Genomic DNA, 24270 nt, shown 5'->3' on the forward strand with positions numbered 1-24270 from the left:
CTACTTATTCCTCAATTTTACCGCCAGCAGCTTCGATAGCAGCACGAGCACCTTTAGTAACACGCAGGCCACGAACAGTTACCGGAGTAGAAACTTCACCAGCCAGGATCACTTTCGCGAACTCGATCTGGATACCGATAATGTTTGCTGCTTTCAGCGTGTTCAGGTCTACAACGCCGCCTTCAACTTTCGCCAGGTCAGACAGACGGATTTCCGCTGTGATCGCTGCTTTGCGAGAGGTGAAGCCGAACTTCGGCAGACGACGGTACAGTGGCATCTGGCCACCCTCGAAACCGCGACGTACGCCACCGCCAGAACGAGAGTTCTGACCTTTGTGACCACGACCACCGGTTTTGCCGAGGCCAGAACCGATACCACGACCCAGGCGTTTACCCGCCTTTTTAGAGCCTTCGGCCGGAGACAGAGTATTTAAACGCATCTCTTACTCCTCAACTTTAACCATGAAGTAAACCGCGTTGACCATACCACGAACAGCGGGAGTATCCTCGCGCTCAACGGTATGACCAATACGACGCAGACCCAGGCCAAGCAGCGTTGCCTTGTGTTTCGGCAGACGACCGATTGCACTGCGGGTTTGAGTGATTTTAATAGTCTTTGCCATGGTCAATTACCCCAGAATTTCTTCAACGGATTTACCACGCTTGGCAGCGACCATTTCTGGAGAATTCATATTTTCCAGGCCATCAATAGTTGCACGAACCACGTTGATCGGGTTGGTGGAACCATATGCTTTGGCCAGAACGTTATGAACCCCAGCAACTTCCAGAACGGCGCGCATTGCACCACCGGCGATGATACCGGTACCTTCTGAAGCTGGCTGCATGAATACACGAGAACCCGTGTGAACACCTTTAACTGGGTGTTGCAGGGTACCGTTGTTCAGCGCGACGTTAATCATATTGCGACGGGCTTTTTCCATCGCTTTCTGGATCGCTGCTGGAACTTCACGCGCTTTACCGTAACCAAAACCAACGCGACCGTTACCATCGCCTACTACAGTCAGAGCTGTGAAGGAGAAAATACGACCACCTTTAACGGTTTTAGATACGCGGTTTACCGCGATCAGCTTTTCCTGCAGTTCGCCAGCCTGTTTTTCGATGTGAGCCATCTTACACCTCTACCTTAGAACTGAAGGCCAGCTTCACGGGCAGCATCTGCCAGTGCCTGGACACGACCATGATATTGGAACCCGGAACGGTCAAAGGAAACATTACTGATGCCTTTTTCCAGAGCGCGTTCAGCAACAGCTTTACCTACAGCTGCAGCGGCGTCTTTGTTACCGGTGTACTTCAATTGTTCTGAGATAGCTTTTTCTACAGTAGAAGCAGCTACCAGAACTTCAGAACCGTTCGGTGCAATTACCTGTGCGTAAATATGACGCGGGGTACGATGTACCACCAGGCGAGTTGCACCCAGCTCTTTGAGCTTGCGGCGTGCGCGGGTCGCACGACGGATACGAGCAGATTTCTTATCCATAGTGTTACCTTACTTCTTCTTAGCCTCTTTGGTACGCACGACTTCGTCGGCGTAACGAACACCCTTGCCTTTGTAAGGCTCAGGACGACGGTAGGCGCGCAGATCTGCTGCAACCTGACCGATCAGCTGTTTATCAGCGCCTTTCAGCACGATTTCAGTTTGAGTCGGACATTCTGCAGTGATACCGGCCGGCAGCGGATGCTCAACAGGGTGTGAGAAGCCCAGAGACAGGCCTACTGCATTCCCTTTGATAGCTGCACGATAACCTACACCAACCAGCTGAAGCTTTTTAGTGAAGCCTTCGGTAACACCAACAACCATTGAGTTCAGCAGGGCACGCGCGGTACCAGCCTGAGCCCATCCATCCACGAAACCATCACGTGGACCGAAGGTCAGAGCGTTATCTGCATGTTTAACTTCAACAGCTTTGTTGAGGGTACGAGTCAGCTCGCCGTTTTTACCTTTGATCGTAATAACCTGACCGTCGATTTTTACATCAACGCCGGCAGGAATAACGACCGGTGCTTTAGCAACACGAGACATTCTTTCCTCCGATTAGGCTACGTAGCAGATAATTTCGCCACCAAGACCAGCCTGGCGCGCTGCACGATCAGTCATAACACCTTTAGAGGTAGAAACAACTGCGATACCAAGACCAGCCATAACTTTTGGCAGCTCATCTTTTTTCTTATAGATGCGCAGGCCTGGGCGGCTGACACGCTGAATGCTTTCTACAACAGCTTTACCCTGGAAATACTTAAGAGTAAGTTCCAGTTCCGGCTTGGTGTCGCCTTCAACTTTAAAATCTTCGATAAAACCTTCTTCCTTCAGCACGTTGGCAATTGCCACTTTCAGCTTGGCGGAAGGCATGGTGACCGCAACTTTGTTCGCGGCCTGACCGTTACGGATACGGGTCAGCATATCCGCGATCGGATCTTGCATGCTCATCTGTCTTTACTCCCGTGATTCAATTGGTAATTACCAGCTAGCCTTTTTCAAGCCTGGCACTTCACCGCGCATGGCGGCTTCACGCAGTTTGATACGGCTCAACCCAAACTTGCCCACATAACCATGTGGACGACCTGTTTGACGACAGCGGTTACGCTGACGAGACGGGCTGGAATCACGCGGCAGAGACTGCAGCTTGAGAACCGCATTCCAACGATCTTCGTCGGAAGCGTTCACATCAGAAATGATCGCTTTCAGTTCAGCGCGTTTAGCGAAGAATTTATCAGCTAAAGCTACGCGCTTTACTTCGCGTGCTTTCATTGATTGCTTAGCCATTCAGTAACCCTACCTTACTTGCGGAACGGGAAGTCAAAGGCAGCCAGCAGAGCACGGCCTTCTTCGTCAGATTTCGCAGTAGTGGTAATGGTAATATCCAAACCACGCACGCGGTCGACTTTATCGTAGTCGATTTCTGGGAAGATGATCTGCTCACGGACACCCATGCTGTAGTTACCACGACCGTCGAAAGACTTAGCGGACAAGCCACGGAAGTCACGGATACGTGGAACAGCAATAGTGATCAGGCGCTCAAAGAACTCCCACATGCGTTCGCCACGCAGAGTTACTTTACAGCCGATCGGATAGCCCTGACGGATTTTGAAGCCTGCAACAGATTTGCGTGCTTTGGTGATCAGCGGTTTTTGACCGGAGATTGCTGTCAGGTCAGCTGCTGCGTTATCCAGCAGTTTCTTGTCAGCGATCGCTTCACCAACACCCATGTTCAGGGTGATCTTCTCGACCCGAGGGACTTGCATGACAGAATTGTAGTTAAACTCAGTCATGAGTTTGTTAACTACTTCGTCTTTGTAGTAATCATGCAGTTTCGCCATCGTACTACTCCAAATTACTTGATAGTTTCGCTGTTAGACTTGAAGAAACGGACTTTTTTGCCGTCTTCGAATCTAAAGCCTACACGGTCAGCCTTGCCGGTAGCCGCATTGAAGATTGCAACGTTAGAAACCTGAATAGCAGCTTCTTTTTCAACGATGCCACCTGGTTGGTTCAGGGCCGGAACCGGCTTCTGATGTTTCTTAACCAGGTTGATACCTTCAACGACAAGTTTGCCGGAAGACAGAACATTTTTTACTTTACCGCGTTTACCTTTATCTTTACCGGTTAACACGATAACTTCGTCATCACGACGGATTTTCGCTGCCATGATTCGCTCCTTAGAGTACTTCTGGTGCCAGAGAGATAATTTTCATGAACTTCTCAGTACGAAGTTCACGAGTTACCGGCCCAAAGATACGCGTGCCGATAGGCTGCTCGCTGTTATTGTTTAAAATAACGCATGCATTACCATCGAAGCGAATGACAGAACCGTCAGGGCGACGAACACCCTTCTTGGTGCGCACCACTACCGCCTTCAGCACATCACCTTTTTTGACCTTACCACGTGGAATTGCTTCCTTGATGGTGATCTTGATGATGTCGCCTACGCCTGCGTAGCGACGGTGCGAGCCACCCAGAACCTTGATACACATTACGCGACGTGCACCGGAGTTGTCGGCGACGTTCAGCATAGTCTGTTCTTGGATCATTTTAGTGCTCCGCTAATGTCAACTACTACCTGAGACTCTAAAATCAGAGCCGTTAAAAAGCCCCATATCGAGGGCGCGGCATTATAACACCGCTTCTGCAATATGGGTAGAAAAAATAAACGGCTCATCGCTGAGCCGTTTATTCGTATTGAGAAGGCGTACTGTATTACAGAACCGCTTTCTCTACAACGCGAACCAGCGTCCAGGACTTAGTCTTGGACAGTGGACGGCATTCACGGATTTCAACCTTGTCGCCGATACCACATTCGTTGTTCTCGTCATGTACGTGCAGTTTGGTCGTACGCTTGATGAATTTACCGTAGATCGGGTGTTTCACAATACGTTCGATAGCTACAACAATGGATTTCTCCATTTTGTCGCTAACAACACGACCTTGCAGAGTACGGATTTTATCGGTCATTACGCACCCGCCTTCTGAGTCAGTAAAGTCTTAACGCGTGCAACATTGCGACGCACTTGCTTCAGCAGGTGAGTCTGTTGCAGCTGGCCACTTGCAGCCTGCATACGCAGGTTGAACTGCTCACGCAGCAGGTTCAGCAGCTCAGCGTTCAGCTCTTCAACGCTTTTTTCACGCAGCTCTTTTGCTTTCATTACATCACCGTCTTAGTTACAAAGGTGGTTTTGATAGGCAGTTTCGCTGCTGCCAGGCCGAAGGCTTCACGGGCCAGCTCTTCCGGAACACCGTCCATTTCATAAAGGACTTTGCCCGGTTGGATCAAGGCAACCCAGTACTCCACGTTACCTTTACCTTTACCCATACGAACTTCCAGTGGCTTCTCGGTGATCGGTTTGTCCGGGAATACACGGATCCAGATCTTACCTTGACGCTTAACTGCACGGGTCATTGCACGACGTGCTGCTTCGATCTGACGTGCAGTCAGACGACCACGGCCAACAGCTTTCAGACCGAAAGTGCCGAAGCTAACATCCGTACCCTGCGCCAGACCACGGTTGCGGCCTTTGTGCACTTTACGGAATTTTGTACGCTTTGGTTGTAACATCAGCGACGCTCCTTATTTACGGCCTTTACGCTGCTGCTTTTTAGGTTGAGCAGCCGGTTTTTCCGGTTGTTCAACAGCAGCCATACCACCCAGGATCTCACCTTTGAAGATCCATACCTTAACGCCGATTACACCGTAAGTGGTGTGCGCTTCAGAGGTGTTGTAGTCGATGTCAGCACGCAGAGTGTGCAGCGGTACGCGACCTTCGCGGTACCATTCGGTACGTGCGATTTCCGCGCCGCCCAGACGGCCGCTAACTTCAACTTTGATACCTTTAGCGCCCAGACGCATTGCGTTCTGTACAGCACGCTTCATAGCACGACGGAACATAACGCGACGTTCCAGCTGTGAAGTGATGCTGTCAGCAACCAATTTAGCGTCCAGTTCAGGCTTACGAACTTCAGCGATATTGATCTGTGCAGGAACGCCAGCGATATCCGCTACGACCTTGCGCAGTTTTTCTACGTCTTCGCCTTTCTTACCGATAACGATGCCAGGACGAGCAGTGTGAATAGTCACACGGATGCTCTTCGCTGGACGCTCGATAACGATACGAGATACAGACGCTTTAGCCAGTTCCTTAGTCAGGTACTGACGTACTTTAAAATCGCTGTCCAGGTTGTCAGCGAATTCTTTGGTGTTCGCAAACCAGGTAGAGTTCCATGGTTTTACAATACCCAGGCGAATACCATTAGGATGTACTTTCTGACCCATTGCTAGTCTCCAGAGTCTCAGCGATCGGACACAACCACAGTAATGTGGCTGGTGCGCTTCAGGATGCGATCTGCACGACCTTTCGCACGCGGCATAATGCGCTTCATGCTTGGGCCTTCATCTACGAAAATTTTCGCGACTTTCAGATCGTCGATGTCAGCGCCATCGTTGTGTTCAGCGTTAGCAATGGCAGATTCCAGTACTTTCTTGACCAATACCGCAGCTTTCTTGTTGGTATAGGTCAGGATGTCCAGGGCCTGCGACACTTTCTTACCGCGAATCAGGTCAGCAACAAGGCGAACCTTCTGAGCAGAAGAACGAGCATGGCGATGTTGAGCTAAAGTTTCCATCTCTTCCTCCTACCTTATTTCTTCTTCGCTTTTTTATCAGCAGCGTGGCCGCGATAAGTACGAGTCGGTGCGAATTCACCCAGTTTGTGACCAACCATTTCGTCGGTAACAAAGACTGGAACGTGCTGACGACCATTATGGACAGCGATGGTCAAACCGATCATGTTAGGAAAGATCGTTGAACGACGGGACCAAGTGCGCAGGGGCTTCTTGTCTCCGCTTTCCACCGCTTTCTCTACCTTCTTCAGCAAGTGCAGGTCAATAAAAGGACCTTTCTTGAGAGAACGTGGCATGGCTTATCCTCTAAAATTATTTGCTACGGCGACGTACGATAAATTTATCAGTACGCTTGTTGCTGCGGGTCTTCTTACCTTTGGTCTGAACGCCCCACGGAGTTACCGGGTGCTTACCAAAGTTACGACCTTCACCACCACCATGTGGGTGGTCGACTGGGTTCATCGCAGTACCGCGAACGGTAGGACGAACACCACGCCAGCGTGCAGCACCTGCTTTACCCAGAACGCGCAGCATATGCTCAGCATTGCCAACTTCGCCCAGAGTAGCGCGGCAGTCTGCTTCGACTTTACGCATTTCACCAGAACGCAGACGCAGGGTGACATACGCACCATCACGAGCAACGATCTGAACGTAAGTACCAGCGGAACGTGCCAGCTGACCGCCTTTACCTGGTTTCATTTCTACGTTATGAACGGTAGAACCAACCGGGATATTGCGCATCGGCAGGGTGTTGCCTGCTTTGATTGCAGCATCAACGCCAGACTGAATCTGGTCGCCAGCTTTCAGGCCTTTAGGGGCCAGGATGTAACGGCGTTCGCCGTCTTTGTACAGAACCAGCGCGATATTCGCGGAACGGTTCGGATCGTACTCAAGACGTTCAACAACTGCTGGGATACCGTCTTTGTTGCGTTTGAAGTCAACAATACGATAAGCCTGCTTGTGGCCACCACCGATGTGACGAGTGGTGATACGGCCATTGTTGTTACGACCACCGGATTTGCTGTTTTTTTCCAGCAACGGAGCAAAAGGTTTGCCCTTGTGCAGCTCAGGGTTAACCACTTTAACTACGTGGCGACGACCCGGAGATGTCGGTTTACATTTAACAACTGCCATTGTATTACTCCTCCGACTTACTCAGCGCCGCCAACGAAGTCCAGATTCTGGCCTTCTTTCAGGGTGACGTAAGCTTTTTTCCAGTCGCTACGACGACCGATACGCTGTCCGTGACGTTTAACTTTCCCTTTAACTACCAGGGTGTTAACGACTTCGACTTCGACTTCAAACAGTTTCTGCACAGCAGCTTTGATCTCTGCTTTGGTCGCGTCTTTAGCAACTTTGAGAACGATGGTGTTTGTTTTTTCCATCGCAGTAGACGCTTTTTCAGAAACGTGCGGTGCGCGAAGCACCTTCAGCAGACGTTCTTCACGAATCATGCCAGCATCTCCTCAACTTGCTTAACAGCATCAGCAGTCATTACGACTTTGTCGAAGGCGATCAGGCTAACCGGGTCGATACCAGTCGCATCGCGTACGTCAACCTTGTGCAGGTTACGTGCGGCCAGGAACAGGTTCTCGTCCAGCTCACCGGTGATGATCAGCACATCTTCCAGAGCCATGTCTTTCAGTTTCTGTGCCAGCAGCTTAGTTTTAGGCGCTTCAACAGAGAACTTCTCGACAACGATCAGACGATCCTGACGTACCAGTTCGGACAGGATGCTTTTCAGCGCGCCGCGGTACATCTTTTTGTTAACTTTTTGACTGTGGTCCTGTGGACGCGCAGCGAAGGTCACGCCACCTGAACGCCAGATCGGGCTCTTGATAGAACCTGAACGCGCACGGCCGGTACCTTTCTGGCGCCATGGCTTTTTGCCAGAACCAGTTACTTCAGCACGAGTCTTCTGAGCACGAGTACCCTGACGAGCACCAGCTGCATAAGCAACAACAACCTGGTGAACCAGCGCTTCGTTGAAATCACGACCGAAGGTAGTTTCGGAAACAGTCAGCGCGCTCTGCGCGTCTTTCAATACTAATTCCATTGCTATCCCCTTACGCCTTCACAGCTGGTTTAACGATCAGGTCGCTACCGGTTGCACCCGGAACTGCACCTTTAACCAGCAGCAGGTTGCGCTCAGCGTCAACACGTACTACGTCCAGGCTCTGAACGGTCACACGTTCGTTACCCAGCTGACCTGCCATTTTCTTGCCTTTGAACACTTTTCCCGGAGTCTGGTTCTGACCGATAGAACCCGGAACGCGGTGAGACAAGGAGTTACCGTGGGTAGCGTCCTGGGTACGGAAGTTCCAGCGCTTAACGGTACCAGCAAAACCTTTACCTTTAGAGGTACCGGTTACGTCAACTTTTTTAACGTCAGCAAACAGCTCAACGCTAATGTCCTGACCTACGGTGAACTCTTCGCCTTCAGCAAGACGGAATTCCCACAGACCACGGCCAGCTTCTACGCCAGCTTTAGCGAAGTGACCCGCTTCTGGTTTGGTTACACGGTTAGCTTTTTTAGCACCAGTGGTCACCTGAACAGCGCGGTAGCCATCGTTAGCCAGATCTTTAACCTGGGTAACGCGGTTTGCTTCAACTTCGATTACGGTTACTGGGATTGAAACGCCATCTTCAGTGAAGATGCGGGTCATGCCCACTTTTTTACCGACTAAACCAATCATTGTATCAACCTCTCAATCGCTCGATGACCTGATTAACCCAGGCTGATCTGCACGTCTACACCGGCAGCCAGATCCAGACGCATCAGAGCATCAACGGTTTTCTCAGTTGGCTCAACGATGTCAACCAGACGCTTGTGAGTGCGGATTTCGTACTGATCACGCGCGTCTTTGTTGACGTGCGGAGAGATCAGAACGGTGAAGCGCTCTTTGCGGGTCGGCAGCGGTATCGGACCACGGACTTGCGCACCAGTGCGCTTAGCAGTCTCGACGATTTCCGCGGTTGATTGATCGATCAGACGATGATCAAACGCTTTAAGGCGGATACGGATTCTTTGGTTCTGCATGAGACCAGAGCTCCAATTATTTTATAAACGAAAATGATTACTCCTCAAACCCATTACGATTGATGGGAGAGTGTAACCGTTCTTACGTAGCTCCCCAATTGGGAGCATTGTTGAGTAACAAAATGAGCTACTCTGGTTCTGATTGAACCCGCCGTCAATTACGACAAGCCCGCGCATTATACGTAAATCTGGACAAGACGCAAGTGCCGTTTAGAAATTAAGCGCCAGAGGCGCAGTATGCGTAAGGGCGCGCAACTTTTTACGCAATGTATCCCTTCTCAAGGCTTTGTCTCGAGCCCCTACGCAAGTGTCGTTTTTATAGATTGCCGCCCAGGCCGATTATAGCGAGGATGCGCTCAAACCCCTTTGAGGCCTTTTCCATGTTAACCACCCTCCCCTTTTTGCTGGTCTATTTTTCGCTGACTGCCTTTCTCGTCCGTGCAGATATTCGCTACGGACTGCTTCCGGATAAGTTTCTCTGCCCGCTGCTCTGGGCGGGCCTGCTCTTTCAGCTCTGCGTCCAACCTGATTTTCTGCCAAGTGCAGTGGTGGGAGCGATGGCTGGATATGTCGGCTTTGCCGTTATTTACTGGGGATATCGGTTTATCTGCCGGCGTGAAGGGATGGGATACGGCGATGTAAAATACCTGGCGGCGCTTGGTGCGTGGCATGGCTGGTGCATGCTGCCTACGCTGGCGTTACTCGCTGCGCTTATGGCGCTACTTAGCATTCTTGTGTTTTCGTTACTCACCGGCGATAAGGGAGCATTAAAAAACCCACTGCCTTTTGGGCCATTTCTGGCAGCAGCGGGTTTATGCGTAGGCTGGAAGACGGTGGTTACTCTTCCACTTTAATCTGCGACTGAAGGTAGTTCTGCAGACCGATTTTAGCAATCAGATCCAGCTCCGTTTCCAGCCAGTCAATATGGCCTTCTTCATCGGCCAGGATCTGGATCATCATATCGCGACTGACGTAGTCATGTACGCTGTCAGCATAGGCAATGGCTTCACGGAGATCTTTGGCACCTTCAAGTTCCAGCCTGAGGTCGGAACGCAGCATCTCTTCGACATCTTCTCCGATGCCCAGCTTTCCGAGGTCCTGCAGGTTTGGAATGCCTTCAAGGAATAAAATACGCTCGATATATTTATCGGCGTGCTTCATTTCATCGATCGATTCATGGTACTCAACGTCGTTCAGACGCTTAAGCCCCCAGTTTTTGAACATTCTCGCGTGAAGAAAGTACTGGTTAATTGCGACAAGCTCATTTCCCAATAATTTATTGAGATAACTTATGATTTTAACATCACCTTTCATTATATAGTCCCTCCGCTTCCACTCATTGAAGCGTAGATCGGGCTACAGGGATGTCAAAAAAAAGATGGGCGCTTACGCGATCTCTTTGTATTCCGGGATCTGCATCAATTCGTCCTGCATGATCTCTCGCGCAGCACGTACACATTTACCGCATTGATTTCCCACCGGAACAAATTTGCGTAGCTGCTGAAATGACTGAGGCTGAAACTGGCGAACGGCCTGACGTATTTTTTTGTCGCTTACACCATTACATAAACAAACGTACATAGAGACTCCCGTTCAAATTATGCGCAAAGTGTAAGTGAGAATGGTTATGATTACAATAGCACAAACGCCACAATACGGGGCGGGAGCAGGCAAAAAATGCGTAATTTTGTGACAGTAACTGAGCGGCAGAAAACAAAAAAGGACGCCGAAGCGTCCTTTTTTTATTCGGGGATAATTAATTAGCCCAGAACTTTAGCAACAACGCCCGCGCCAACGGTACGGCCGCCTTCACGGATTGCGAAACGCAGACCGTCGTCCATCGCGATTGGGTGGATCAGAGTCACAACCATCTTGATGTTGTCGCCTGGCATTACCATCTCAACGCCTTCTGGCAGTTCGATGGTACCGGTCACGTCAGTTGTACGGAAGTAGAACTGTGGACGGTAGCCTTTGAAGAACGGAGTATGACGGCCGCCTTCGTCTTTAGACAGGATGTACACTTCAGATTCGAACTTGGTGTGTGGCTTGATTGAGCCTGGCTTCGCCAGAACCTGACCACGTTCGATTTCTTCACGTTTGATACCACGCAGCAGAACACCAACGTTCTCACCAGCACGGCCTTCGTCCAGCAGTTTGCGGAACATTTCAACGCCAGTACAGGTAGACTTCGCAGTCTCTTTGATACCAACGATTTCAACTTCTTCACCAACTTTGATGATACCGCGCTCTACACGACCGGTAACAACGGTACCACGACCGGAGATGGAGAATACGTCTTCGATTGGCAGCAGGAATGGCTTGTCAATCGCACGCTCTGGTTCTGGGATGTAAGAATCCAGGAAGCCAGCCAGTTCGATGATTTTAGCTTCCCACTCAGCTTCGCCTTCCAGCGCTTTCAGAGCAGAACCACGAACGATTGGAGTGTCGTCGCCCGGGAAATCGTACTGAGACAGCAGTTCACGAACTTCCATCTCTACCAGTTCCAGCAGCTCTTCGTCATCAACCATGTCGCATTTGTTCAGGAACACGATGATGAAAGGAACGCCTACCTGACGACCCAGCAGGATGTGCTCACGAGTCTGAGGCATTGGGCCGTCAGTCGCAGCAACAACCAGGATCGCGCCGTCCATCTGCGCAGCACCGGTGATCATGTTTTTAACATAGTCGGCGTGGCCTGGGCAGTCTACGTGTGCGTAGTGGCGAGTCGGGGTGTCATATTCAACGTGGGAAGTGTTGATGGTGATACCACGTGCTTTTTCTTCTGGTGCGTTATCGATCTGGTCGAATGCACGAGCAGAACCACCGTAGGTTTTAGCCAGAACGGTAGTGATTGCAGCAGTCAGGGTAGTTTTACCATGGTCAACGTGGCCGATAGTACCAACGTTGACGTGCGGTTTTGTACGTTCAAATTTTTCTTTAGACACGGCTATATTCCTTACTATAGTGCTCTCCCCTGTGGAGAGAGCACGGGACTTAGGTTTTAATCCTGTGGATTACTTACCACGGGCTTCAATAACGGCCTGAGCAACGTTGTTAGGCGCATCATCATACTTCAGGAATTCCATGGTGTATGATGCACGACCTTTGGTCAGAGAACGCAGCTGAGTTGCATATCCGAACATTTCAGACAGCGGAACTTCAGCGTGGATCTTAACGCCAGTTACTTCGGATTCCTGACCACGCAGCATACCGCGACGACGGCTCAAGTCACCGATAACGTCACCGGTGTTCTCTTCAGGAGTTTCTACTTCAACCTTCATGATTGGCTCAAGCAGAACTGGTTTTGCTTTCTTAAAGCCTTCTTTAAAGGCAATAGACGCAGCCAGTTTAAACGCCAGTTCAGAGGAGTCAACGTCGTGGTAAGAACCGAAGTGCAGACGAACACCCATGTCAACAACCGGATAGCCAGCCAGAGGGCCCGCTTTCAGCTGTTCCTGGATGCCTTTATCAACGGCTGGGATGTATTCGCCAGGAATTACACCACCTTTGATGTCGTTGATGAACTCGTAACCTTTCGGGTTAGAGCCCGGCTCCAGTGGGTACATGTCGATCACAACGTGACCGTACTGACCGCGACCACCAGACTGCTTAGCGTGTTTACCTTCAACATCGGTAACTTTCGCGCGAATCGCTTCGCGGTAAGCAACCTGAGGTTTACCCACGTTCGCTTCAACGTTGAATTCACGCTTCATACGGTCAACGATGATGTCCAGGTGCAGTTCACCCATACCAGCGATGATGGTCTGGTTAGATTCTTCATCAGTCCATACGCGGAATGATGGGTCTTCTTTCGCCAGACGGCCCAGAGCCAGACCCATTTTTTCCTGGTCAGCTTTGGTTTTTGGTTCAACTGCGATGGAGATTACCGGCTCAGGGAATTCCATACGCTCCAGAATGATCGGGTGATCCGGGTCACACAGGGTGTCACCAGTGGTCACGTCTTTCAGACCGATAGCTGCAGCGATGTCGCCCGCACGAACTTCTTTGATCTCTTCACGTTTGTTAGCGTGCATCTGTACGATACGGCCAAAACGTTCACGCGCCGCTTTCACGGAGTTCAGGATGGTGTCACCGGAGTTAACCACACCAGAGTAAACGCGGAAGAAGGTCAGGTTACCCACGAATGGGTCGGTAGCAATTTTGAACGCCAGTGCAGAGAATGGCTCTTCGTCGCTTGCGTGACGCTCAGCCGGAGTATCTTTACCGTCGTCCAGGATGCCGTTGATCGCAGGAACGTCAACTGGGGATGGCAGGTAGTCAACTACCGCATCCAGCATCGCCTGAACACCTTTGTTCTTGAACGCAGAACCACAGGTTACCAGGATGATTTCGTTGTTCAGAACGCGCTGACGCAGAGCTTTTTTGATCTCTTCTTCAGTCAGTTCTTCACCACCCAGGTATTTCTCCATCAGCTCTTCAGAAGCTTCAGCAGCGGATTCGATCAGGTTCTGGTGCCATTCGTCAGCCAGGTCCTGCATTGCAGCTGGGATATCTTCGTATTCGAAGGTAACGCCCTGGTCTGCATCGTTCCAGTTGATGGCTTTCATTTTCACCAGGTCGATAACGCCGGTGAAGCCTTCTTCAGCACCAATTGCCAGCTGCAGCGGAACAGGGTTCGCGCCCAGACGGGTTTTGATCTGGCCAACAACTTTCAGGAAGTTAGCACCCATACGGTCCATTTTGTTAACGAACGCGATGCGTGGAACTTTATATTTGTTCGCCTGACGCCATACGGTTTCAGACTGTGGCTGAACACCACCAACTGCGCAATAAACCATTACCGCGCCGTCAAGAACACGCATGGAACGTTCTACTTCGATGGTGAAGTCAACGTGCCCTGGGGTGTCGATGATGTTTACGCGATGCGGTTCGTACTGCTTAGCCATACCTGACCAGAATGCAGTAGTCGCTGCGGAGGTGATAGTGATACCACGCTCCTGCTCCTGTTCCATCCAGTCCATGGTGGCTGCGCCGTCATGAACTTCACCGATTTTATGGTTTACACCGGTGTAGAACAGAATACGTTCGGTAGTAGTGGTTTTACCGGCGTCGATGTGCGCACTGATACCGATGTTACGGTAGCGTGCGATGGGTGTTGTACGAGCCATTTGATTCCTCGTTTATATCTTTAGGCGTTCAGTTAAGTTACCCAGAGCGGGCGGCTTCTCTGAAGCGCCCGCCTGGTGACTAATACTCCGAAGGGATTACCAACGGTAGTGTGCGAACGCCTTGTTGGCTTCTGCCATACGGTGAACGTCTTCACGTTTCTTAACTGCAGTACCTTTGTTGTCTGCAGCATCAGAAAGTTCGTTCGCCAGACGCAGAGCCATGGATTTATCACCGCGTTTACGAGCAGCTTCAACGATCCAACGCATTGCCAGAGCATTACGACGAACCGGACGAACTTCAACTGGAACCTGATAAGTAGAACCACCAACGCGGCGGGACTTAACTTCTACGGTTGGGCGAACGTTGTCGAGAGCGACTTCGAAAGCTTCCAGTTCATTTTTACCAGAACGCTGAGCCAGGGTCTCAAGCGCGCTGTATACGATTGCTTCTGCAGTAGATTTTTTACCATCTACCATCAGGATATTTACAAATTTTGCCAGCAGTTCTGATCCGAATTTCGGATCTGGAAGAATTTTACGCTGACCAATGACGCGACGACGTGGCATGGGAATACTCCGTTGTTAATTCAGGATTGTCCAAAACTCAAAGAGTTTAGTTTGACATTAAGATAAATCAGTTTGGCCTTACTTAACGGAGAACCATTAAGCCTTAGGACGCTTCACGCCGTACTTGGAGCGAGCCTGCTTACGGTCTTTAACACCTGAGCAGTCGAGCGCACCACGAACGGTGTGGTAACGAACACCCGGAAGGTCTTTAACACGACCGCCACGGATCAGGATCACGGAGTGTTCCTGCAGGTTGTGACCTTCACCACCGATGTAGGAAGTCACTTCGAAACCGTTAGTCAAACGCACACGGCATACTTTACGCAGTGCGGAGTTTGGTTTTTTAGGAGTGGTGGTATATACACGAGTACATACGCCACGTTTCTGCGGGCAGGCTTCCAGCGCAGGCACGTTGCTCTTTGCAACTTTGCGTGCGCGTGGTTTGCGTACCAGCTGGTTAACTGTTGCCATTAAATAGCTCCTGGTTTTAGCTTTTGCTTCGTAAACACGTAATAAAACGACCTCATACAATATGAGGACGCGAAATTTTAGGGCTACGTCGAAAAGGTGTCAAGAAATATACAGCGATCTCAAATCACCAGTTCATTTGACTGGCGTGCGTCACAGTAAGATTGACGAAATCAGTATAGCCAACCACGTCAATTTTGGCTGAAATTTGACCAGAAAGACCCCGCGCATCCAGATCGTCCTTCAGCGCAGAGACTGTTATGGGGGCATTCGTGAGAATTTCAACGAAACGACTGCCGTCCAGTGCGGCAAGCACACCATCCTGAATCAGCAGCAGGTCATCACCTTCGCGCAGCATGCTCAGTAACGCATCGATATCACATTGCCACGGTGAATGGCTCAGAGTATGGAGCATGTCAGCCTCAGAAAGTCAGAACGGTGTCGTAGTGGGAAAGGTGTTCGCGCAGTGCAGCAGAAGACAGGACTGTCACATCCAGCACGAAAGGCGTTGCCTCGTTTAAACCGCGCGCGGCCAGGGAGTCGGCACAGACATAGAAGGTTTCGATATCGTAAAGCGGTAACACTTTGAACGTCGTGATGTAATCACGCGCCAGAATGGCCTGAGGCTGCTGCCCCGCCAGAAGCTGAAATACGCCGTCGCCCAAAAAGAAGACACCGATATCTTCGGTCAATGCTGAGGTCGCGAGCAGCGCATCCAGCCCTTCTCTGCCGGACGCATTGCCGTGCGGTGCGGAGGAAAAAACAAACGCGACACGCTTCATCAGAATTGCACCACTCTGTCGCAGGTTAATGCCGCCTGTGCCAGTGCACCCAGGCCACTCAACGAAAAGCCGGGCTGCAGGTTAGAACCCGATAAACCAAGACGTGCGGCTTCGGTTGCATCGGTCACCCCGCGGCGCAGTGCCGCCGCCACGCAGATGTGCAGTTCTACGCCCTGCTTTTCGTTTAATGCCTGCCAGGCGCGCACCAGATCGAATTCGTCGCTCGCCGGTGACGTAAACTGATTCGCGTTATACACCCCTTCCCGATAGAAGAAAACGCTCGCCAGCTCATGTCCGGCCGCCAGTAGCGCATGCGCAAACTGCAGCGCGCTGCTGGCCTGCTGAGTGCCGTACGCCGGGCCTGTCACCATTAACGCAAAACGCATTACTTGTCTTGTCCCTGGAAATCGCCGCTTTTGAACTGGCGAATATAGAGGTAGACCGTGTGCTTGGAGATGTTCAGACGATCGGCCACCTGATTAATGGCGTCTTTAATATCAAAAATCCCTTTTTCGTAGAGATTGAGCACGATCTGGCGATTCTTGGCGTTGTTCGAGACGTTGCGATCGGCATTCACCTCTTCAATCGTAAACTCAAGCGTCTGCGTCACCAGATCTTCAACGGAGGAGGCAAAGTTAACAGAAGAGCCAACGTCCGGCGTTTCTGGTGGAATAAAGGTGCTCATGATTTGCGAGAATGGCACATCAAGGTTCATGTTGATGCACAGCAGCCCAATAACACGATGCTCGCGGTTTCGAATCGCGATGGTTTCTGATTTCATCAGCACGCCGCTTTTGGCGCGGGTGAAATAGCATTTGGAGACGCTGCTGTCCGCGCCGGTCATGTCATGCAGCATACGCAATGCAAGGTCGGTAATTGGCGAACCAATTTTACGGCCAGTATGTTCACCATTCGCAATGCGGATGGCGGAACACTTCAGATCTTGCAGGGAGTGCAATACGATTTCGCAGTGGGAGCCAATGAGCATCGCTAACCCGTCCACTACCGCTTCGTAGGATTTCAGAATATCGAAGTCGGTCTGATCGAAAGGACGTTGATCCAGCAAATCAAGTTCACTGGTTTCGTTGGTTAAAAGCGACCTGGACATGAAAAAAACACTCCTTTTCAGGAGCCTGTCGTTAGGTTTTCAGGGCAGGCTCATTATCTACACGGACAACTAAATTAATACAGCGTGCGTAGCGCTTTCCAGTGTTAATTATATCTGCCCCACAATAAAAAAACCGCCGCCTGAAAGGCGGCGGTTTTTTTTCAACATTACTTCTTAGCAGCAGCGGCTTTATCGTCAGCCGGTGCGTCTGCTTTCGCATCCGCTTTCGGTGCCGGTTTGATATCCAGCAGCTCTACGTCAAAGACCAGCGTAGAGTTAGCAGGGATACCCGGAACGCCGGTTTTGCCATAGGCCAGATCCGGTGGGATAACCATCTTGATCTTGCCGCCTTTCTTGATGTTTTTCAGGCCTTCAGTCCAGCCAGGGATCACACCATCCAGACGGAAGGAGAGCGGCTCACCGCGGGTGTAAGAGTTATCGAACTCTTTACCGTCGATCAGCGTACCTTTGTAGTTCACAACAACGGTGTCGCTGTCTTTAGGCGCATCGCCGGTGCCTTCTTTCTCAACTTTGTACACCAGGCCGGTAGAAGAGGTTTTCACACCTTTCTCTTTGGCAAAGGTATCGCGGTAGGCTTTGCCTTTCGCTTCGTTGTCTTTAGCGTCCGCGTCCATCTTGGTCTGAGCGGCACCCTTCACGCGCGCTTCGAACGCCTGCAGAGTCTGTTCAATTTCCTGGTCAGACAGCTTGCTCTTATCTGCAAATGCGTCCTGAACGCCCGCGATCAGCTGAGCTTTATCCAGTTTGATGCCCAGTTTCTCTTGTTCTTTCAGAGAGTTTTCCATGTAGCGACCCAGAGATGCGCCCAGTGCGTAGGCGGATTTCTGGTCGTCATTTTTGAACGCCGCTTTGCTGTCTGCAGTGGCAGCAGGCTTCGCAGCAGTATCAGCAGCGAATGACAGCGGCGCGTTCAGCGCAACAGCCATCGTCGTCGCCAGCAGCGTTACTTTAAACAGTGATTTCATCCATATCTCCAGGGCCTGGGGACTCTCACCCCAGCGTTAAACGTAAATGAGTTACGTACTATAAAACGTTGCGGAAGAAATCTACAGACAGACACTTCCAATTCTCGCCACTTTTCAGACTATTTTTGTTTAAATAAGTTTCCTGCCAAAGGGATGCAGACTGTACTTAAGGATAAACTCAGTTAAACTGCGCCGCCGCAGGGCCATTATGGCGAATCTGAAATAAACGAGGTGAATGATGAAGGATACAGCAATAGAAGCGAGAATGGCTGAGCTGGAAAGCCGCCTGGCTTTTCAGGACATCACCATCGAAGAGCTAAACCAGACCGTGACCGCACATGAGCTCGAAATGGCAAAACTGCGGGATCATATGCGCCTGCTGACGGAAAAGCTGAAGGCTACACAGCCGTCAAACATTGCCTCTCAGTCAGAAGAGACGCCACCTCCTCATTATTGAGGCGTAAAAAAAGCGGGATTATCCCGCTTTTTTTGTGCCCGGTGGCGCGAAGCTTACCGGGCCAACATACCAAATACCCTATGGATTTCGAGTCGCAGGAAGGCGGCAAGCTTGAAAATCCCCGGGAGCATAGATAACTATGTGACCGGGGTTTGAAAGCGCAGCCAACGCACCTGCGGCTTGAAAGACGACGGGTATTAGTGGCAACCGCAGCCGCCGTTACCGCAACCACCTTTACCGTGGTCGTGACCATGGTCGTGATCGTGGCCGTGACCACCGCAGCAGCCGTCGTGGCCGTGATCGTGGTCATGGTCGTGACCATGCGCACCGTGAACGTGGCCATGAGCCAGCTCTTCTTCGGTCGCTTCACGGATCGCAACAACTTCTACGTTGAACTTCAGGTTCTGGCCAGCCAGCATGTGGTTACCGTCAACCACGACGTGGTCATCTTCCACTTCGGTGATTTCAACAGGAACCGGGCCCTGGTCAGTTTCAGCCAGGAAGCGCATGCCAACCTGCAGTTCGTCAACGCCCATGAACACGTCTTTAGGAACGCGCTGAACCAGGTTGTCGTCATACTGACCGTAAGCGTCGTTCGCGCCTACAGCAACGTCAAATTTGTCGCCAACTTCATGACCTTCCAGCGCGTTTTCCAGGCCGGAAATCAGGGAACCGTGACCATGCAGGTAGTCAAGCGGCGCACTCACCGGAGACTCATCAACCAACACACCGTCTTCTGTACGTACCTGATAGGCCAGGCTGACCACCAGGTCTTTTGCTACTTTCATGATATCTCCTGAGCGTGGGAAAATTGCTGGCGCAGATTGTAGCGGAAATCTGCACCCGTGTACCCTTTAGCTTAAAAAAACTCAGGGCATATCGCTAGTCCGGATGAAAAATCCCGATAACTTGCTCTTCTTTGCGAACGTGATCGCGGGCCTCTTTATCGGCCTCACGCATCTGGTGACCGCACTTAACACACTCAACAACATCAACATTATTTTCCCGCCACATCGCCAGGGTATCTTGCGCCTGACAGGTCGGGCATTTTGCACCCGCGATAAAGCGTTTACGTACAGCCATCTTTCGTTACCCTTTATTCAAATTCATCCCAGCCATCAAGCTGGCGTCGTTCCTGTTGCATCTCTCGCTGGAAGATCTCCTCCAGCTCGCGACGCGCTTCCCGCACGCGGGAGATCTGCGCCGTATCGGTATGTACCGGCATCAGCTCGCGCAGCATCCGCATATCCAGCCGGCGGAAGTGCATCTGGGCGCGCTGCGCCTGATGCGGATGCATGCCGAGCGAGATCAGCGCCTTACGACCCAGCTCCAGCGCACTGGAGAACGTCTCACGGGAGAAGTGTTTCACACCCGCCTGCAACAATTCGTGAGCTTCAACACGTCCCCGCGCACGCGCCAGAATATGCAGATGCGGGAAATGCTGCTGGCACAGATCCACCAGCTTCATTGTGTCTTCCGGATCGTTACAGGTAATTACGATGGACTCTGCCGCTTCCGCCCCCGCCGAGCGCAGCAGCTCAAGCTGGGTCGCGTCGCCGTAGTAAACCTTATAGCCATATTTACGCATCAGGTTGACCGCGCTGATATCACGCTCCAGTACCGTAATGCGCATTTTGTTCGCCATCAGCAAACGCCCGATAACCTGTCCGAAACGGCCAAAACCCACCACAATCACCTGCGGCTTATCGTCTTCTACCCACGGGGCTTCGTCTTCATCGTCCGTCGGGTTCAGGCGGCGCGACAGCAGTTTATCCACCAGCTTCATCAGCAGCGGCGTGGTCATCATAGACAGCGTGACCGTCACCAGCAAAAGCGCCATCTGATCGTCTTTAAACAGCTTCTGGGAGGATGCGGTCGAGAAAAGCACAAACGCGAACTCGCCTCCCTGGCTTAACACGCTGGCAAACTGCATGCGTTCCGAACTGCGCAGCCCGTAGATACGCGCTATGACGTACAGTACCAGCATCTTCACCGCCACCAGAATGGCGACGCTCACTATCACCCACAGCAGATGGGTATAGAGCACACCGAGGTTAAGCGCCATCCCCACAGAAATAAAGAACAGGCCTAACAGCAGCCCTTTGAAGGGATCGATGGCAATTTCCAGCTCGTGCCGATACTCGCTCTCCGCCAGCAGCACCCCGGCGATAAAGGTCCCGAGCGCCATCGACAGCCCCAGCGCGTCCATAAACAACGCCGATCCCAGCACCAGCAGCAGCGTCGCGGCGGTAAACACCTCGCGAACGCCCGACGCGGCAATAAAGCGGAACACGGGACGTAACAGGAAACGACCGCCAATCAGCATGCCCGCGAAGGCCAGCACCTTCATGGCGATTTTAGCCCAGTCGAAGTGATCGTCCCCGGACCCCGCCAGCAGCGGCACCAGCGCCAGCGCCGGGATCACCGCCAAATCCTGGAACAGCAGCACCGAAAAGCCCAGCTGACCGGCTTCGTTACGGTTCATCCCTTTGTCGCGCATCAGCTGTAGCGCCATCGCCGTCGACGACATCGCAAGGCCTATCCCTCCAATCACCGCCGCCTGCCATGAAAAGTGGGTCAGCATTAACAGGCCGCCCAGGATCGCGGCGCTGAATAACACCTGCGCGGCGCCCACGCCAAAGATAGAGCGTCGGAGCTGCCACAATTTCGAAGGATTCAGCTCCAGGCCGATGATGAACATCAGGAACACCACGCCCAGCTCGGAGAAATGGAGGATCTCATCGACATCGCTGATGAATCCCAGCCCCCAGGGACCAATCGCGATCCCCGCCAGCAGATACCCCAGCACCGCACCGATACCAATACGGGCTGCAAGCGGCACCGCGACGACGGCCGCAAATAAAAACAGCACCCCGGCGAGGAGTAAATTCGATCCTTCCATTAACGACCTCCTGCCGGAATAGGTGACGCCAGCCATTCACCGTAGGCTCTGGCGTGGCTTGCCAGCTCTTTCGGATCCTGACGCCGCGCCCAGTAGACAATAATCGGGCTCATCCAGTGCATACGGCACATCGCCGCCGTCAGCTCGAATGGCCTGAGGATATCGCTCATCGGATAGCGGTTCAGCCCGTCGTGGCGGTAAGCGCTTTCGGGTTCACCGGTCGTAATCACACTACGCCAGTACTTTCCCGCCAGCTGGTTGCCCCCCACCCCGCTGGAGAAGCCCCGGCTCAGCACGCGGTCCAGCCACTCTTTCAGCAGCGCCGGACAGCTGTAGGTATAAAGCGGATGCTGGAACACAATCACGTCATGCTGACGCAGCAGCTCCTGCTCGTAAGGGATATCAATAAAGAAATCAGGATAGTGCGCGTAGAGATCGTGCACCGTTACGTTACTAAGCTGTGTGGCCGGCTTAAGCAGCACCCGGTTTGCCACCGAGTCCTGAGATTCCGGATGGGCATACAGCAGCAGCACTTTTGCTGTCTGAGACATCATTCCCCTCCCGGTCTTGTTTCTGTTTTTGTGTATCGTCGCTGTTTTGGGCTACCATGGCGGCCCGGTGCGGAAAATGGCCCACACCTTACATTATCATAATGACAAATTAACATAGTCGGAACATACGGCGCTTCTATGATTGTTTTCTCCTCGTTACAAATTCGTCGCGGCGTGCGCGTCCTGCTGGATAACGCCACTGCTACCATCAACCCGGGCCAAAAAGTGGGTCTGGTCGGCAAAAACGGCTGCGGTAAATCCACCCTGCTGGCGCTGCTGAAAAACGAGATTAGCGCGGATGGCGGTAACTTTACCTTCCCGGGAAACTGGCAGCTCGCCTGGGTAAACCAGGAGACGCCTGCGCTGAGCGAACCGGCACTCGACTATGTTATCGACGGCGACCGTGAATACCGTAAGCTCGAAGCGGAACTTCATTCTGCTAACGAGCGCAACGACGGTCACGCCATCGCCACCGTTCATGGCAAGCTGGACGCCATCGACGCGTGGACCATTCGCTCCCGCGCCTCCAGCCTGCTGCACGGCCTGGGCTTCAGCAACGAACAGCTGGAACGCCCGGTCAGCGACTTCTCCGGCGGCTGGCGTATGCGCCTCAACCTGGCGCAGGCGCTGATCTGCCGCTCTGACCTGCTGTTGCTCGACGAACCGACCAACCACCTCGATCTCGATGCGGTTATTTGGCTGGAGAAGTGGCTCAAGAGCTATCAGGGCACTCTGATTCTGATCTCCCACGACCGCGACTTCCTTGACCCGGTGGTGGATAAAATTATTCATATCGAACAGCAAACGATGTTCGAGTACACCGGCAACTACAGCTCCTTCGAGCGCCAGCGCGCGACGCGTCTCGCCCAGCAGCAGTCCATGTATGAAAGCCAGCAGCAGCGCGTGGCGCACCTGCAGAGCTTTGTGGATCGCTTTAAGGCCAAAGCCTCAAAAGCCAAGCAGGCCCAGAGCCGCATCAAGATGCTGGAACGCATGGAGATGATTGCCCCGGCGCACGTGGATAACCCGTTCCACTTCAGCTTCCGCGAGCCGGAAAGCCTGCCGAACCCGCTGCTGAAGATGGAGAAGGTCAGCGCGGGCTATGCCGACCGCATTATTCTCGACTCCATCAAGCTCAACCTGGTGCCGGGTTCCCGCATTGGCCTGCTGGGGCGTAACGGCGCCGGTAAATCGACGCTGATCAAACTGCTGGCGGGCGAGCTTAACCCGGTCAGCGGCGAAATCGGCCTGGCGAAGGGCATCAAACTGGGTTACTTCGCCCAGCATCAGCTGGAATTTTTACGCGCGGATGAATCGCCGATTCAGCACCTCGCGCGTCTTGCGCCGCAGGAGATGGAGCAGAAGCTGCGCGACTATCTCGGCGGCTTCGGCTTCCAGGGCGATAAGGTGACTGAAAACACCGAGCGTTTCTCCGGCGGCGAAAAGGCCCGTCTGGTGCTGGCGCTGATCGTCTGGCAGCGTCCGAACCTGCTGCTGCTCGATGAACCGACCAACCACCTGGATCTCGACATGCGTCAGGCGCTGACCGAAGCGCTGATTGAGTTCGAAGGCGCGCTGGTGGTGGTTTCGCACGACCGTCACCTGATCCGCTCCACCACGGACGATCTCTATTTAGTGCACGGCGGCAAAGTCGAACCGTTCGACGGCGATCTGGAAGACTATCAGCAGTGGCTGACGGACGTGCAGAAGCAGGAAAACCAGCCGGAAGAGTCAGCGAAAGACAACGCCAACAGCGCGCAGGCGCGTAAAGATCAGAAGCGCCGTGAAGCGGAGCTGCGCACCCAGACGCAGCCCCTGCGTAAAGAGATTACCCGTCTCGAAAAAGAGATGGAAAAACTCAACGCCACGCTGGCTATCGTTGAAGAGAAGCTCGGCGATAGCGGCCTGTATGACCAGAGCCGCAAGGCTGAGCTGACCGACTGCCTGCAAACCCAGGCGAAGACCAAATCCAGTCTCGAAGAGTGCGAGATGGCGTGGCTCGACGCGCAGGAACAGCTGGAAGCGATGCTGCAGGCTGACTGACTTATTTACCCCGTTTGAAGAGCAGAATCCGTACCGGGTTCGGAAATCCAGCTTAAACGGGGTACAATTCGGAAAGTATCGTAAATTTCCGACAAGAATCAGCATCGC

The 24270-nt window shown here is 52.3% G+C and carries 39 protein-coding genes; 3 read left to right on the forward strand and 36 right to left on the reverse strand.

All coding sequences use genetic code 11. The annotated features are described in order from the left end of the window. Positions 1-4 precede the first annotated feature (4 nt). The 21 genes from rplO to rpsJ all read right to left on the reverse strand — a co-directional run bounded on the left by rplO (position 5) and on the right by rpsJ (position 9169). A complete protein-coding gene (rplO, locus tag AC27FC_RS13820; protein ID WP_003863304.1) occupies positions 5-439 on the reverse strand; it encodes a 50S ribosomal protein L15 in 435 nt (144 codons plus the stop codon). A 3-nt stretch (positions 440-442) separates the two neighbouring features. Then, a complete protein-coding gene (gene rpmD / locus AC27FC_RS13825; RefSeq protein ID WP_003863301.1) occupies positions 443-622 on the reverse strand; it encodes a 50S ribosomal protein L30 in 180 nt (59 codons plus the stop codon). Between the two features lie 6 nt (positions 623-628). After that, positions 629-1129, reverse strand: a complete 501-nt coding sequence (gene rpsE, locus AC27FC_RS13830; RefSeq protein WP_003863299.1) for a 30S ribosomal protein S5 — start codon at positions 1127-1129, stop codon at positions 629-631. A gap of 14 nt (positions 1130-1143) precedes the next feature. Beyond that, positions 1144-1497 (reverse strand): 50S ribosomal protein L18, encoded by a 354-nt coding sequence (gene rplR / locus AC27FC_RS13835; protein ID WP_003863297.1) that lies wholly within the window; start codon positions 1495-1497, stop codon positions 1144-1146. A 9-nt stretch (positions 1498-1506) separates the two neighbouring features. Next, positions 1507-2040 (reverse strand): 50S ribosomal protein L6, encoded by a 534-nt coding sequence (gene rplF, locus AC27FC_RS13840; RefSeq protein ID WP_003863296.1) that lies wholly within the window; start codon positions 2038-2040, stop codon positions 1507-1509. A 12-nt stretch (positions 2041-2052) separates the two neighbouring features. After that, positions 2053-2445, reverse strand: coding sequence for a 30S ribosomal protein S8 (gene rpsH / locus AC27FC_RS13845; protein ID WP_006178918.1), 393 nt, complete (start codon positions 2443-2445; stop codon positions 2053-2055). A 30-nt stretch (positions 2446-2475) separates the two neighbouring features. Then, positions 2476-2781, reverse strand: coding sequence for a 30S ribosomal protein S14 (rpsN, locus tag AC27FC_RS13850; protein ID WP_003863291.1), 306 nt, complete (start codon positions 2779-2781; stop codon positions 2476-2478). A 14-nt stretch (positions 2782-2795) separates the two neighbouring features. Further along, on the reverse strand, positions 2796-3335 hold the full coding sequence (gene rplE / locus AC27FC_RS13855; RefSeq protein ID WP_001096206.1) for a 50S ribosomal protein L5: 540 nt from the start codon (positions 3333-3335) through the stop codon (positions 2796-2798). Between the two features lie 14 nt (positions 3336-3349). Beyond that, positions 3350-3664 carry a 50S ribosomal protein L24 gene (gene rplX / locus AC27FC_RS13860; protein ID WP_003863287.1) on the reverse strand — a complete coding sequence of 105 codons (315 nt, stop codon included), beginning with the start codon at positions 3662-3664 and terminating at the stop codon, positions 3350-3352. A gap of 10 nt (positions 3665-3674) precedes the next feature. Further along, entirely contained in the window at positions 3675-4046 is a 372-nt protein-coding gene (gene rplN / locus AC27FC_RS13865) for a 50S ribosomal protein L14 (RefSeq protein WP_002919748.1), read from the reverse strand. Positions 4047-4212: 166 nt separating this feature from the next. After that, positions 4213-4467, reverse strand: a complete 255-nt coding sequence (gene rpsQ, locus AC27FC_RS13870; protein ID WP_008503489.1) for a 30S ribosomal protein S17 — start codon at positions 4465-4467, stop codon at positions 4213-4215. Continuing rightward, on the reverse strand, positions 4467-4658 hold the full coding sequence (rpmC, locus tag AC27FC_RS13875) for a 50S ribosomal protein L29 (RefSeq protein WP_003863282.1): 192 nt from the start codon (positions 4656-4658) through the stop codon (positions 4467-4469). Before rpmC ends, rpsQ begins: the two co-directional genes overlap by 1 nt. Further along, complete coding sequence (rplP, locus tag AC27FC_RS13880) at positions 4658-5068, reverse strand: 50S ribosomal protein L16 (protein ID WP_002919759.1); 411 nt, start codon at positions 5066-5068, stop codon at positions 4658-4660. The genes rpmC and rplP overlap by 1 nt, the downstream gene beginning before the upstream one ends. Positions 5069-5080: 12 nt before the next feature. Further along, positions 5081-5782, reverse strand: coding sequence for a 30S ribosomal protein S3 (gene rpsC, locus AC27FC_RS13885; RefSeq protein ID WP_000529945.1), 702 nt, complete (start codon positions 5780-5782; stop codon positions 5081-5083). Between the two features lie 17 nt (positions 5783-5799). Next, on the reverse strand, positions 5800-6132 hold the full coding sequence (gene rplV / locus AC27FC_RS13890; protein ID WP_002919773.1) for a 50S ribosomal protein L22: 333 nt from the start codon (positions 6130-6132) through the stop codon (positions 5800-5802). A gap of 14 nt (positions 6133-6146) precedes the next feature. Continuing rightward, entirely contained in the window at positions 6147-6425 is a 279-nt protein-coding gene (gene rpsS / locus AC27FC_RS13895) for a 30S ribosomal protein S19 (RefSeq protein WP_001138117.1), read from the reverse strand. Positions 6426-6441: 16 nt separating this feature from the next. After that, positions 6442-7263, reverse strand: a complete 822-nt coding sequence (gene rplB, locus AC27FC_RS13900) for a 50S ribosomal protein L2 (protein ID WP_000301859.1) — start codon at positions 7261-7263, stop codon at positions 6442-6444. 17 nt (positions 7264-7280) lie between these two features. Then, the gene (rplW, locus tag AC27FC_RS13905; RefSeq protein WP_000617546.1) at positions 7281-7583 is read right to left on the reverse strand and encodes a 50S ribosomal protein L23; all 303 of its coding nucleotides are present in this window, start codon (positions 7581-7583) and stop codon (positions 7281-7283) included. Next, the gene (gene rplD / locus AC27FC_RS13910; protein ID WP_000424395.1) at positions 7580-8185 is read right to left on the reverse strand and encodes a 50S ribosomal protein L4; all 606 of its coding nucleotides are present in this window, start codon (positions 8183-8185) and stop codon (positions 7580-7582) included. Before rplD ends, rplW begins: the two co-directional genes overlap by 4 nt. A 10-nt stretch (positions 8186-8195) precedes the next feature. Continuing rightward, entirely contained in the window at positions 8196-8825 is a 630-nt protein-coding gene (gene rplC, locus AC27FC_RS13915) for a 50S ribosomal protein L3 (RefSeq protein ID WP_006178923.1), read from the reverse strand. A 32-nt stretch (positions 8826-8857) separates the two neighbouring features. Continuing rightward, entirely contained in the window at positions 8858-9169 is a 312-nt protein-coding gene (gene rpsJ, locus AC27FC_RS13920; RefSeq protein WP_001181005.1) for a 30S ribosomal protein S10, read from the reverse strand. A 380-nt stretch (positions 9170-9549) separates the two neighbouring features. Between rpsJ and AC27FC_RS13925 the strand changes: the two genes are divergently transcribed. Then, positions 9550-10023, forward strand: coding sequence for a prepilin peptidase (locus AC27FC_RS13925; protein WP_064673113.1), 474 nt, complete (start codon positions 9550-9552; stop codon positions 10021-10023). On the opposite strand, the gene bfr is transcribed toward AC27FC_RS13925, so the two are convergent. The 11 genes from bfr to fkpA all read right to left on the reverse strand — a co-directional run bounded on the left by bfr (position 10007) and on the right by fkpA (position 18209). After that, positions 10007-10483: a bacterioferritin gene (gene bfr, locus AC27FC_RS13930; RefSeq protein WP_008503492.1), complete on the reverse strand. Its 477-nt coding sequence runs from the start codon at positions 10481-10483 to the stop codon at positions 10007-10009. The genes AC27FC_RS13925 and bfr overlap by 17 nt on opposite strands. Positions 10484-10555: 72 nt before the next feature. Next, the gene (gene bfd / locus AC27FC_RS13935) at positions 10556-10750 is read right to left on the reverse strand and encodes a bacterioferritin-associated ferredoxin (RefSeq protein ID WP_008503493.1); all 195 of its coding nucleotides are present in this window, start codon (positions 10748-10750) and stop codon (positions 10556-10558) included. Positions 10751-10929: 179 nt separating this feature from the next. Beyond that, positions 10930-12114 carry an elongation factor Tu gene (tuf, locus tag AC27FC_RS13940; protein WP_014068448.1) on the reverse strand — a complete coding sequence of 395 codons (1185 nt, stop codon included), beginning with the start codon at positions 12112-12114 and terminating at the stop codon, positions 10930-10932. A 69-nt stretch (positions 12115-12183) separates the two neighbouring features. Next, complete coding sequence (fusA, locus tag AC27FC_RS13945; protein WP_033146789.1) at positions 12184-14298, reverse strand: elongation factor G; 2115 nt, start codon at positions 14296-14298, stop codon at positions 12184-12186. Positions 14299-14394: 96 nt separating this feature from the next. After that, a complete protein-coding gene (rpsG, locus tag AC27FC_RS13950; RefSeq protein WP_004106370.1) occupies positions 14395-14865 on the reverse strand; it encodes a 30S ribosomal protein S7 in 471 nt (156 codons plus the stop codon). Between the two features lie 96 nt (positions 14866-14961). Beyond that, positions 14962-15336 carry a 30S ribosomal protein S12 gene (gene rpsL, locus AC27FC_RS13955; RefSeq protein ID WP_000246815.1) on the reverse strand — a complete coding sequence of 125 codons (375 nt, stop codon included), beginning with the start codon at positions 15334-15336 and terminating at the stop codon, positions 14962-14964. A 124-nt stretch (positions 15337-15460) separates the two neighbouring features. Beyond that, positions 15461-15748 carry a sulfurtransferase complex subunit TusB gene (gene tusB / locus AC27FC_RS13960; RefSeq protein ID WP_033146790.1) on the reverse strand — a complete coding sequence of 96 codons (288 nt, stop codon included), beginning with the start codon at positions 15746-15748 and terminating at the stop codon, positions 15461-15463. Between the two features lie 7 nt (positions 15749-15755). Further along, positions 15756-16115 carry a sulfurtransferase complex subunit TusC gene (tusC, locus tag AC27FC_RS13965; protein WP_094934898.1) on the reverse strand — a complete coding sequence of 120 codons (360 nt, stop codon included), beginning with the start codon at positions 16113-16115 and terminating at the stop codon, positions 15756-15758. Beyond that, positions 16115-16501, reverse strand: a complete 387-nt coding sequence (gene tusD / locus AC27FC_RS13970; protein WP_033146792.1) for a sulfurtransferase complex subunit TusD — start codon at positions 16499-16501, stop codon at positions 16115-16117. Before tusD ends, tusC begins: the two co-directional genes overlap by 1 nt. Beyond that, on the reverse strand, positions 16501-17223 hold the full coding sequence (locus AC27FC_RS13975; protein WP_014171909.1) for a helix-turn-helix transcriptional regulator: 723 nt from the start codon (positions 17221-17223) through the stop codon (positions 16501-16503). The genes tusD and AC27FC_RS13975 overlap by 1 nt, the downstream gene beginning before the upstream one ends. A gap of 167 nt (positions 17224-17390) precedes the next feature. After that, a complete protein-coding gene (gene fkpA / locus AC27FC_RS13980) occupies positions 17391-18209 on the reverse strand; it encodes an FKBP-type peptidyl-prolyl cis-trans isomerase (RefSeq protein WP_023309460.1) in 819 nt (272 codons plus the stop codon). A 238-nt stretch (positions 18210-18447) separates the two neighbouring features. On the opposite strand from fkpA, the gene AC27FC_RS13985 reads away from it, so the two are divergent. Next, on the forward strand, positions 18448-18666 hold the full coding sequence (locus tag AC27FC_RS13985; protein WP_023309461.1) for a protein SlyX: 219 nt from the start codon (positions 18448-18450) through the stop codon (positions 18664-18666). 197 nt (positions 18667-18863) lie between these two features. Here AC27FC_RS13985 and slyD read toward each other — a convergent pair whose 3' ends face one another. The 4 genes from slyD to kefG form a co-directional block, all read right to left on the reverse strand. Beyond that, entirely contained in the window at positions 18864-19454 is a 591-nt protein-coding gene (gene slyD / locus AC27FC_RS13990; protein ID WP_014833521.1) for a peptidylprolyl isomerase, read from the reverse strand. A 94-nt stretch (positions 19455-19548) separates the two neighbouring features. After that, entirely contained in the window at positions 19549-19749 is a 201-nt protein-coding gene (locus AC27FC_RS13995) for a YheV family putative zinc ribbon protein (protein ID WP_033146793.1), read from the reverse strand. 13 nt (positions 19750-19762) lie between these two features. After that, complete coding sequence (kefB, locus tag AC27FC_RS14000; RefSeq protein WP_196355119.1) at positions 19763-21568, reverse strand: glutathione-regulated potassium-efflux system protein KefB; 1806 nt, start codon at positions 21566-21568, stop codon at positions 19763-19765. Beyond that, positions 21568-22119, reverse strand: coding sequence for a glutathione-regulated potassium-efflux system ancillary protein KefG (kefG, locus tag AC27FC_RS14005; RefSeq protein WP_014885493.1), 552 nt, complete (start codon positions 22117-22119; stop codon positions 21568-21570). Before kefG ends, kefB begins: the two co-directional genes overlap by 1 nt. A 138-nt stretch (positions 22120-22257) precedes the next feature. Between kefG and AC27FC_RS14010 the strand changes: the two genes are divergently transcribed. Beyond that, positions 22258-24162: an ABC transporter ATP-binding protein gene (locus tag AC27FC_RS14010; protein WP_033146795.1), complete on the forward strand. Its 1905-nt coding sequence runs from the start codon at positions 22258-22260 to the stop codon at positions 24160-24162. The last annotated feature ends 108 nt before the right edge of the window (positions 24163-24270 follow it).

Source organism: Enterobacter sp. C3_dUdeg (genome assembly GCF_057536195.1).

What these genes read in the sequence shown, in the direction of transcription:
- rplO (WP_003863304.1), bottom strand. Translation starts at nt 439, where the DNA reads ATGCGTTTAAATACTCTGTCTCCGGCCGAAGGCTCTAAAAAGGCGGGT.
- rpmD (WP_003863301.1), bottom strand. Translation starts at nt 622, where the DNA reads ATGGCAAAGACTATTAAAATCACTCAAACCCGCAGTGCAATCGGTCGT.
- rpsE (WP_003863299.1), bottom strand. Translation starts at nt 1,129, where the DNA reads ATGGCTCACATCGAAAAACAGGCTGGCGAACTGCAGGAAAAGCTGATC.
- rplR (WP_003863297.1), bottom strand. Translation starts at nt 1,497, where the DNA reads ATGGATAAGAAATCTGCTCGTATCCGTCGTGCGACCCGCGCACGCCGC.
- rplF (WP_003863296.1), bottom strand. Translation starts at nt 2,040, where the DNA reads ATGTCTCGTGTTGCTAAAGCACCGGTCGTTATTCCTGCCGGCGTTGAT.
- rpsH (WP_006178918.1), bottom strand. Translation starts at nt 2,445, where the DNA reads ATGAGCATGCAAGATCCGATCGCGGATATGCTGACCCGTATCCGTAAC.
- rpsN (WP_003863291.1), bottom strand. Translation starts at nt 2,781, where the DNA reads ATGGCTAAGCAATCAATGAAAGCACGCGAAGTAAAGCGCGTAGCTTTA.
- rplE (WP_001096206.1), bottom strand. Translation starts at nt 3,335, where the DNA reads ATGGCGAAACTGCATGATTACTACAAAGACGAAGTAGTTAACAAACTC.
- rplX (WP_003863287.1), bottom strand. Translation starts at nt 3,664, where the DNA reads ATGGCAGCGAAAATCCGTCGTGATGACGAAGTTATCGTGTTAACCGGT.
- rplN (WP_002919748.1), bottom strand. Translation starts at nt 4,046, where the DNA reads ATGATCCAAGAACAGACTATGCTGAACGTCGCCGACAACTCCGGTGCA.
- rpsQ (WP_008503489.1), bottom strand. Translation starts at nt 4,467, where the DNA reads ATGACCGATAAAATCCGTACTCTGCAAGGTCGTGTTGTTAGCGACAAA.
- rpmC (WP_003863282.1), bottom strand. Translation starts at nt 4,658, where the DNA reads ATGAAAGCAAAAGAGCTGCGTGAAAAAAGCGTTGAAGAGCTGAACGCT.
- rplP (WP_002919759.1), bottom strand. Translation starts at nt 5,068, where the DNA reads ATGTTACAACCAAAGCGTACAAAATTCCGTAAAGTGCACAAAGGCCGC.
- rpsC (WP_000529945.1), bottom strand. Translation starts at nt 5,782, where the DNA reads ATGGGTCAGAAAGTACATCCTAATGGTATTCGCCTGGGTATTGTAAAA.
- rplV (WP_002919773.1), bottom strand. Translation starts at nt 6,132, where the DNA reads ATGGAAACTTTAGCTCAACATCGCCATGCTCGTTCTTCTGCTCAGAAG.
- rpsS (WP_001138117.1), bottom strand. Translation starts at nt 6,425, where the DNA reads ATGCCACGTTCTCTCAAGAAAGGTCCTTTTATTGACCTGCACTTGCTG.
- rplB (WP_000301859.1), bottom strand. Translation starts at nt 7,263, where the DNA reads ATGGCAGTTGTTAAATGTAAACCGACATCTCCGGGTCGTCGCCACGTA.
- rplW (WP_000617546.1), bottom strand. Translation starts at nt 7,583, where the DNA reads ATGATTCGTGAAGAACGTCTGCTGAAGGTGCTTCGCGCACCGCACGTT.
- rplD (WP_000424395.1), bottom strand. Translation starts at nt 8,185, where the DNA reads ATGGAATTAGTATTGAAAGACGCGCAGAGCGCGCTGACTGTTTCCGAA.
- rplC (WP_006178923.1), bottom strand. Translation starts at nt 8,825, where the DNA reads ATGATTGGTTTAGTCGGTAAAAAAGTGGGCATGACCCGCATCTTCACT.
- rpsJ (WP_001181005.1), bottom strand. Translation starts at nt 9,169, where the DNA reads ATGCAGAACCAAAGAATCCGTATCCGCCTTAAAGCGTTTGATCATCGT.
- AC27FC_RS13925 (WP_064673113.1), top strand. Translation starts at nt 9,550, where the DNA reads ATGTTAACCACCCTCCCCTTTTTGCTGGTCTATTTTTCGCTGACTGCC.
- bfr (WP_008503492.1), bottom strand. Translation starts at nt 10,483, where the DNA reads ATGAAAGGTGATGTTAAAATCATAAGTTATCTCAATAAATTATTGGGA.
- bfd (WP_008503493.1), bottom strand. Translation starts at nt 10,750, where the DNA reads ATGTACGTTTGTTTATGTAATGGTGTAAGCGACAAAAAAATACGTCAG.
- fusA (WP_033146789.1), bottom strand. Translation starts at nt 14,298, where the DNA reads ATGGCTCGTACAACACCCATCGCACGCTACCGTAACATCGGTATCAGT.
- rpsG (WP_004106370.1), bottom strand. Translation starts at nt 14,865, where the DNA reads ATGCCACGTCGTCGCGTCATTGGTCAGCGTAAAATTCTTCCAGATCCG.
- rpsL (WP_000246815.1), bottom strand. Translation starts at nt 15,336, where the DNA reads ATGGCAACAGTTAACCAGCTGGTACGCAAACCACGCGCACGCAAAGTT.
- tusB (WP_033146790.1), bottom strand. Translation starts at nt 15,748, where the DNA reads ATGCTCCATACTCTGAGCCATTCACCGTGGCAATGTGATATCGATGCG.
- tusC (WP_094934898.1), bottom strand. Translation starts at nt 16,115, where the DNA reads ATGAAGCGTGTCGCGTTTGTTTTTTCCTCCGCACCGCACGGCAATGCG.
- tusD (WP_033146792.1), bottom strand. Translation starts at nt 16,501, where the DNA reads ATGCGTTTTGCGTTAATGGTGACAGGCCCGGCGTACGGCACTCAGCAG.
- AC27FC_RS13975 (WP_014171909.1), bottom strand. Translation starts at nt 17,223, where the DNA reads ATGTCCAGGTCGCTTTTAACCAACGAAACCAGTGAACTTGATTTGCTG.
- fkpA (WP_023309460.1), bottom strand. Translation starts at nt 18,209, where the DNA reads ATGAAATCACTGTTTAAAGTAACGCTGCTGGCGACGACGATGGCTGTT.
- AC27FC_RS13985 (WP_023309461.1), top strand. Translation starts at nt 18,448, where the DNA reads ATGAAGGATACAGCAATAGAAGCGAGAATGGCTGAGCTGGAAAGCCGC.
- slyD (WP_014833521.1), bottom strand. Translation starts at nt 19,454, where the DNA reads ATGAAAGTAGCAAAAGACCTGGTGGTCAGCCTGGCCTATCAGGTACGT.
- AC27FC_RS13995 (WP_033146793.1), bottom strand. Translation starts at nt 19,749, where the DNA reads ATGGCTGTACGTAAACGCTTTATCGCGGGTGCAAAATGCCCGACCTGT.
- kefB (WP_196355119.1), bottom strand. Translation starts at nt 21,568, where the DNA reads ATGGAAGGATCGAATTTACTCCTCGCCGGGGTGCTGTTTTTATTTGCG.
- kefG (WP_014885493.1), bottom strand. Translation starts at nt 22,119, where the DNA reads ATGTCTCAGACAGCAAAAGTGCTGCTGCTGTATGCCCATCCGGAATCT.
- AC27FC_RS14010 (WP_033146795.1), top strand. Translation starts at nt 22,258, where the DNA reads ATGATTGTTTTCTCCTCGTTACAAATTCGTCGCGGCGTGCGCGTCCTG.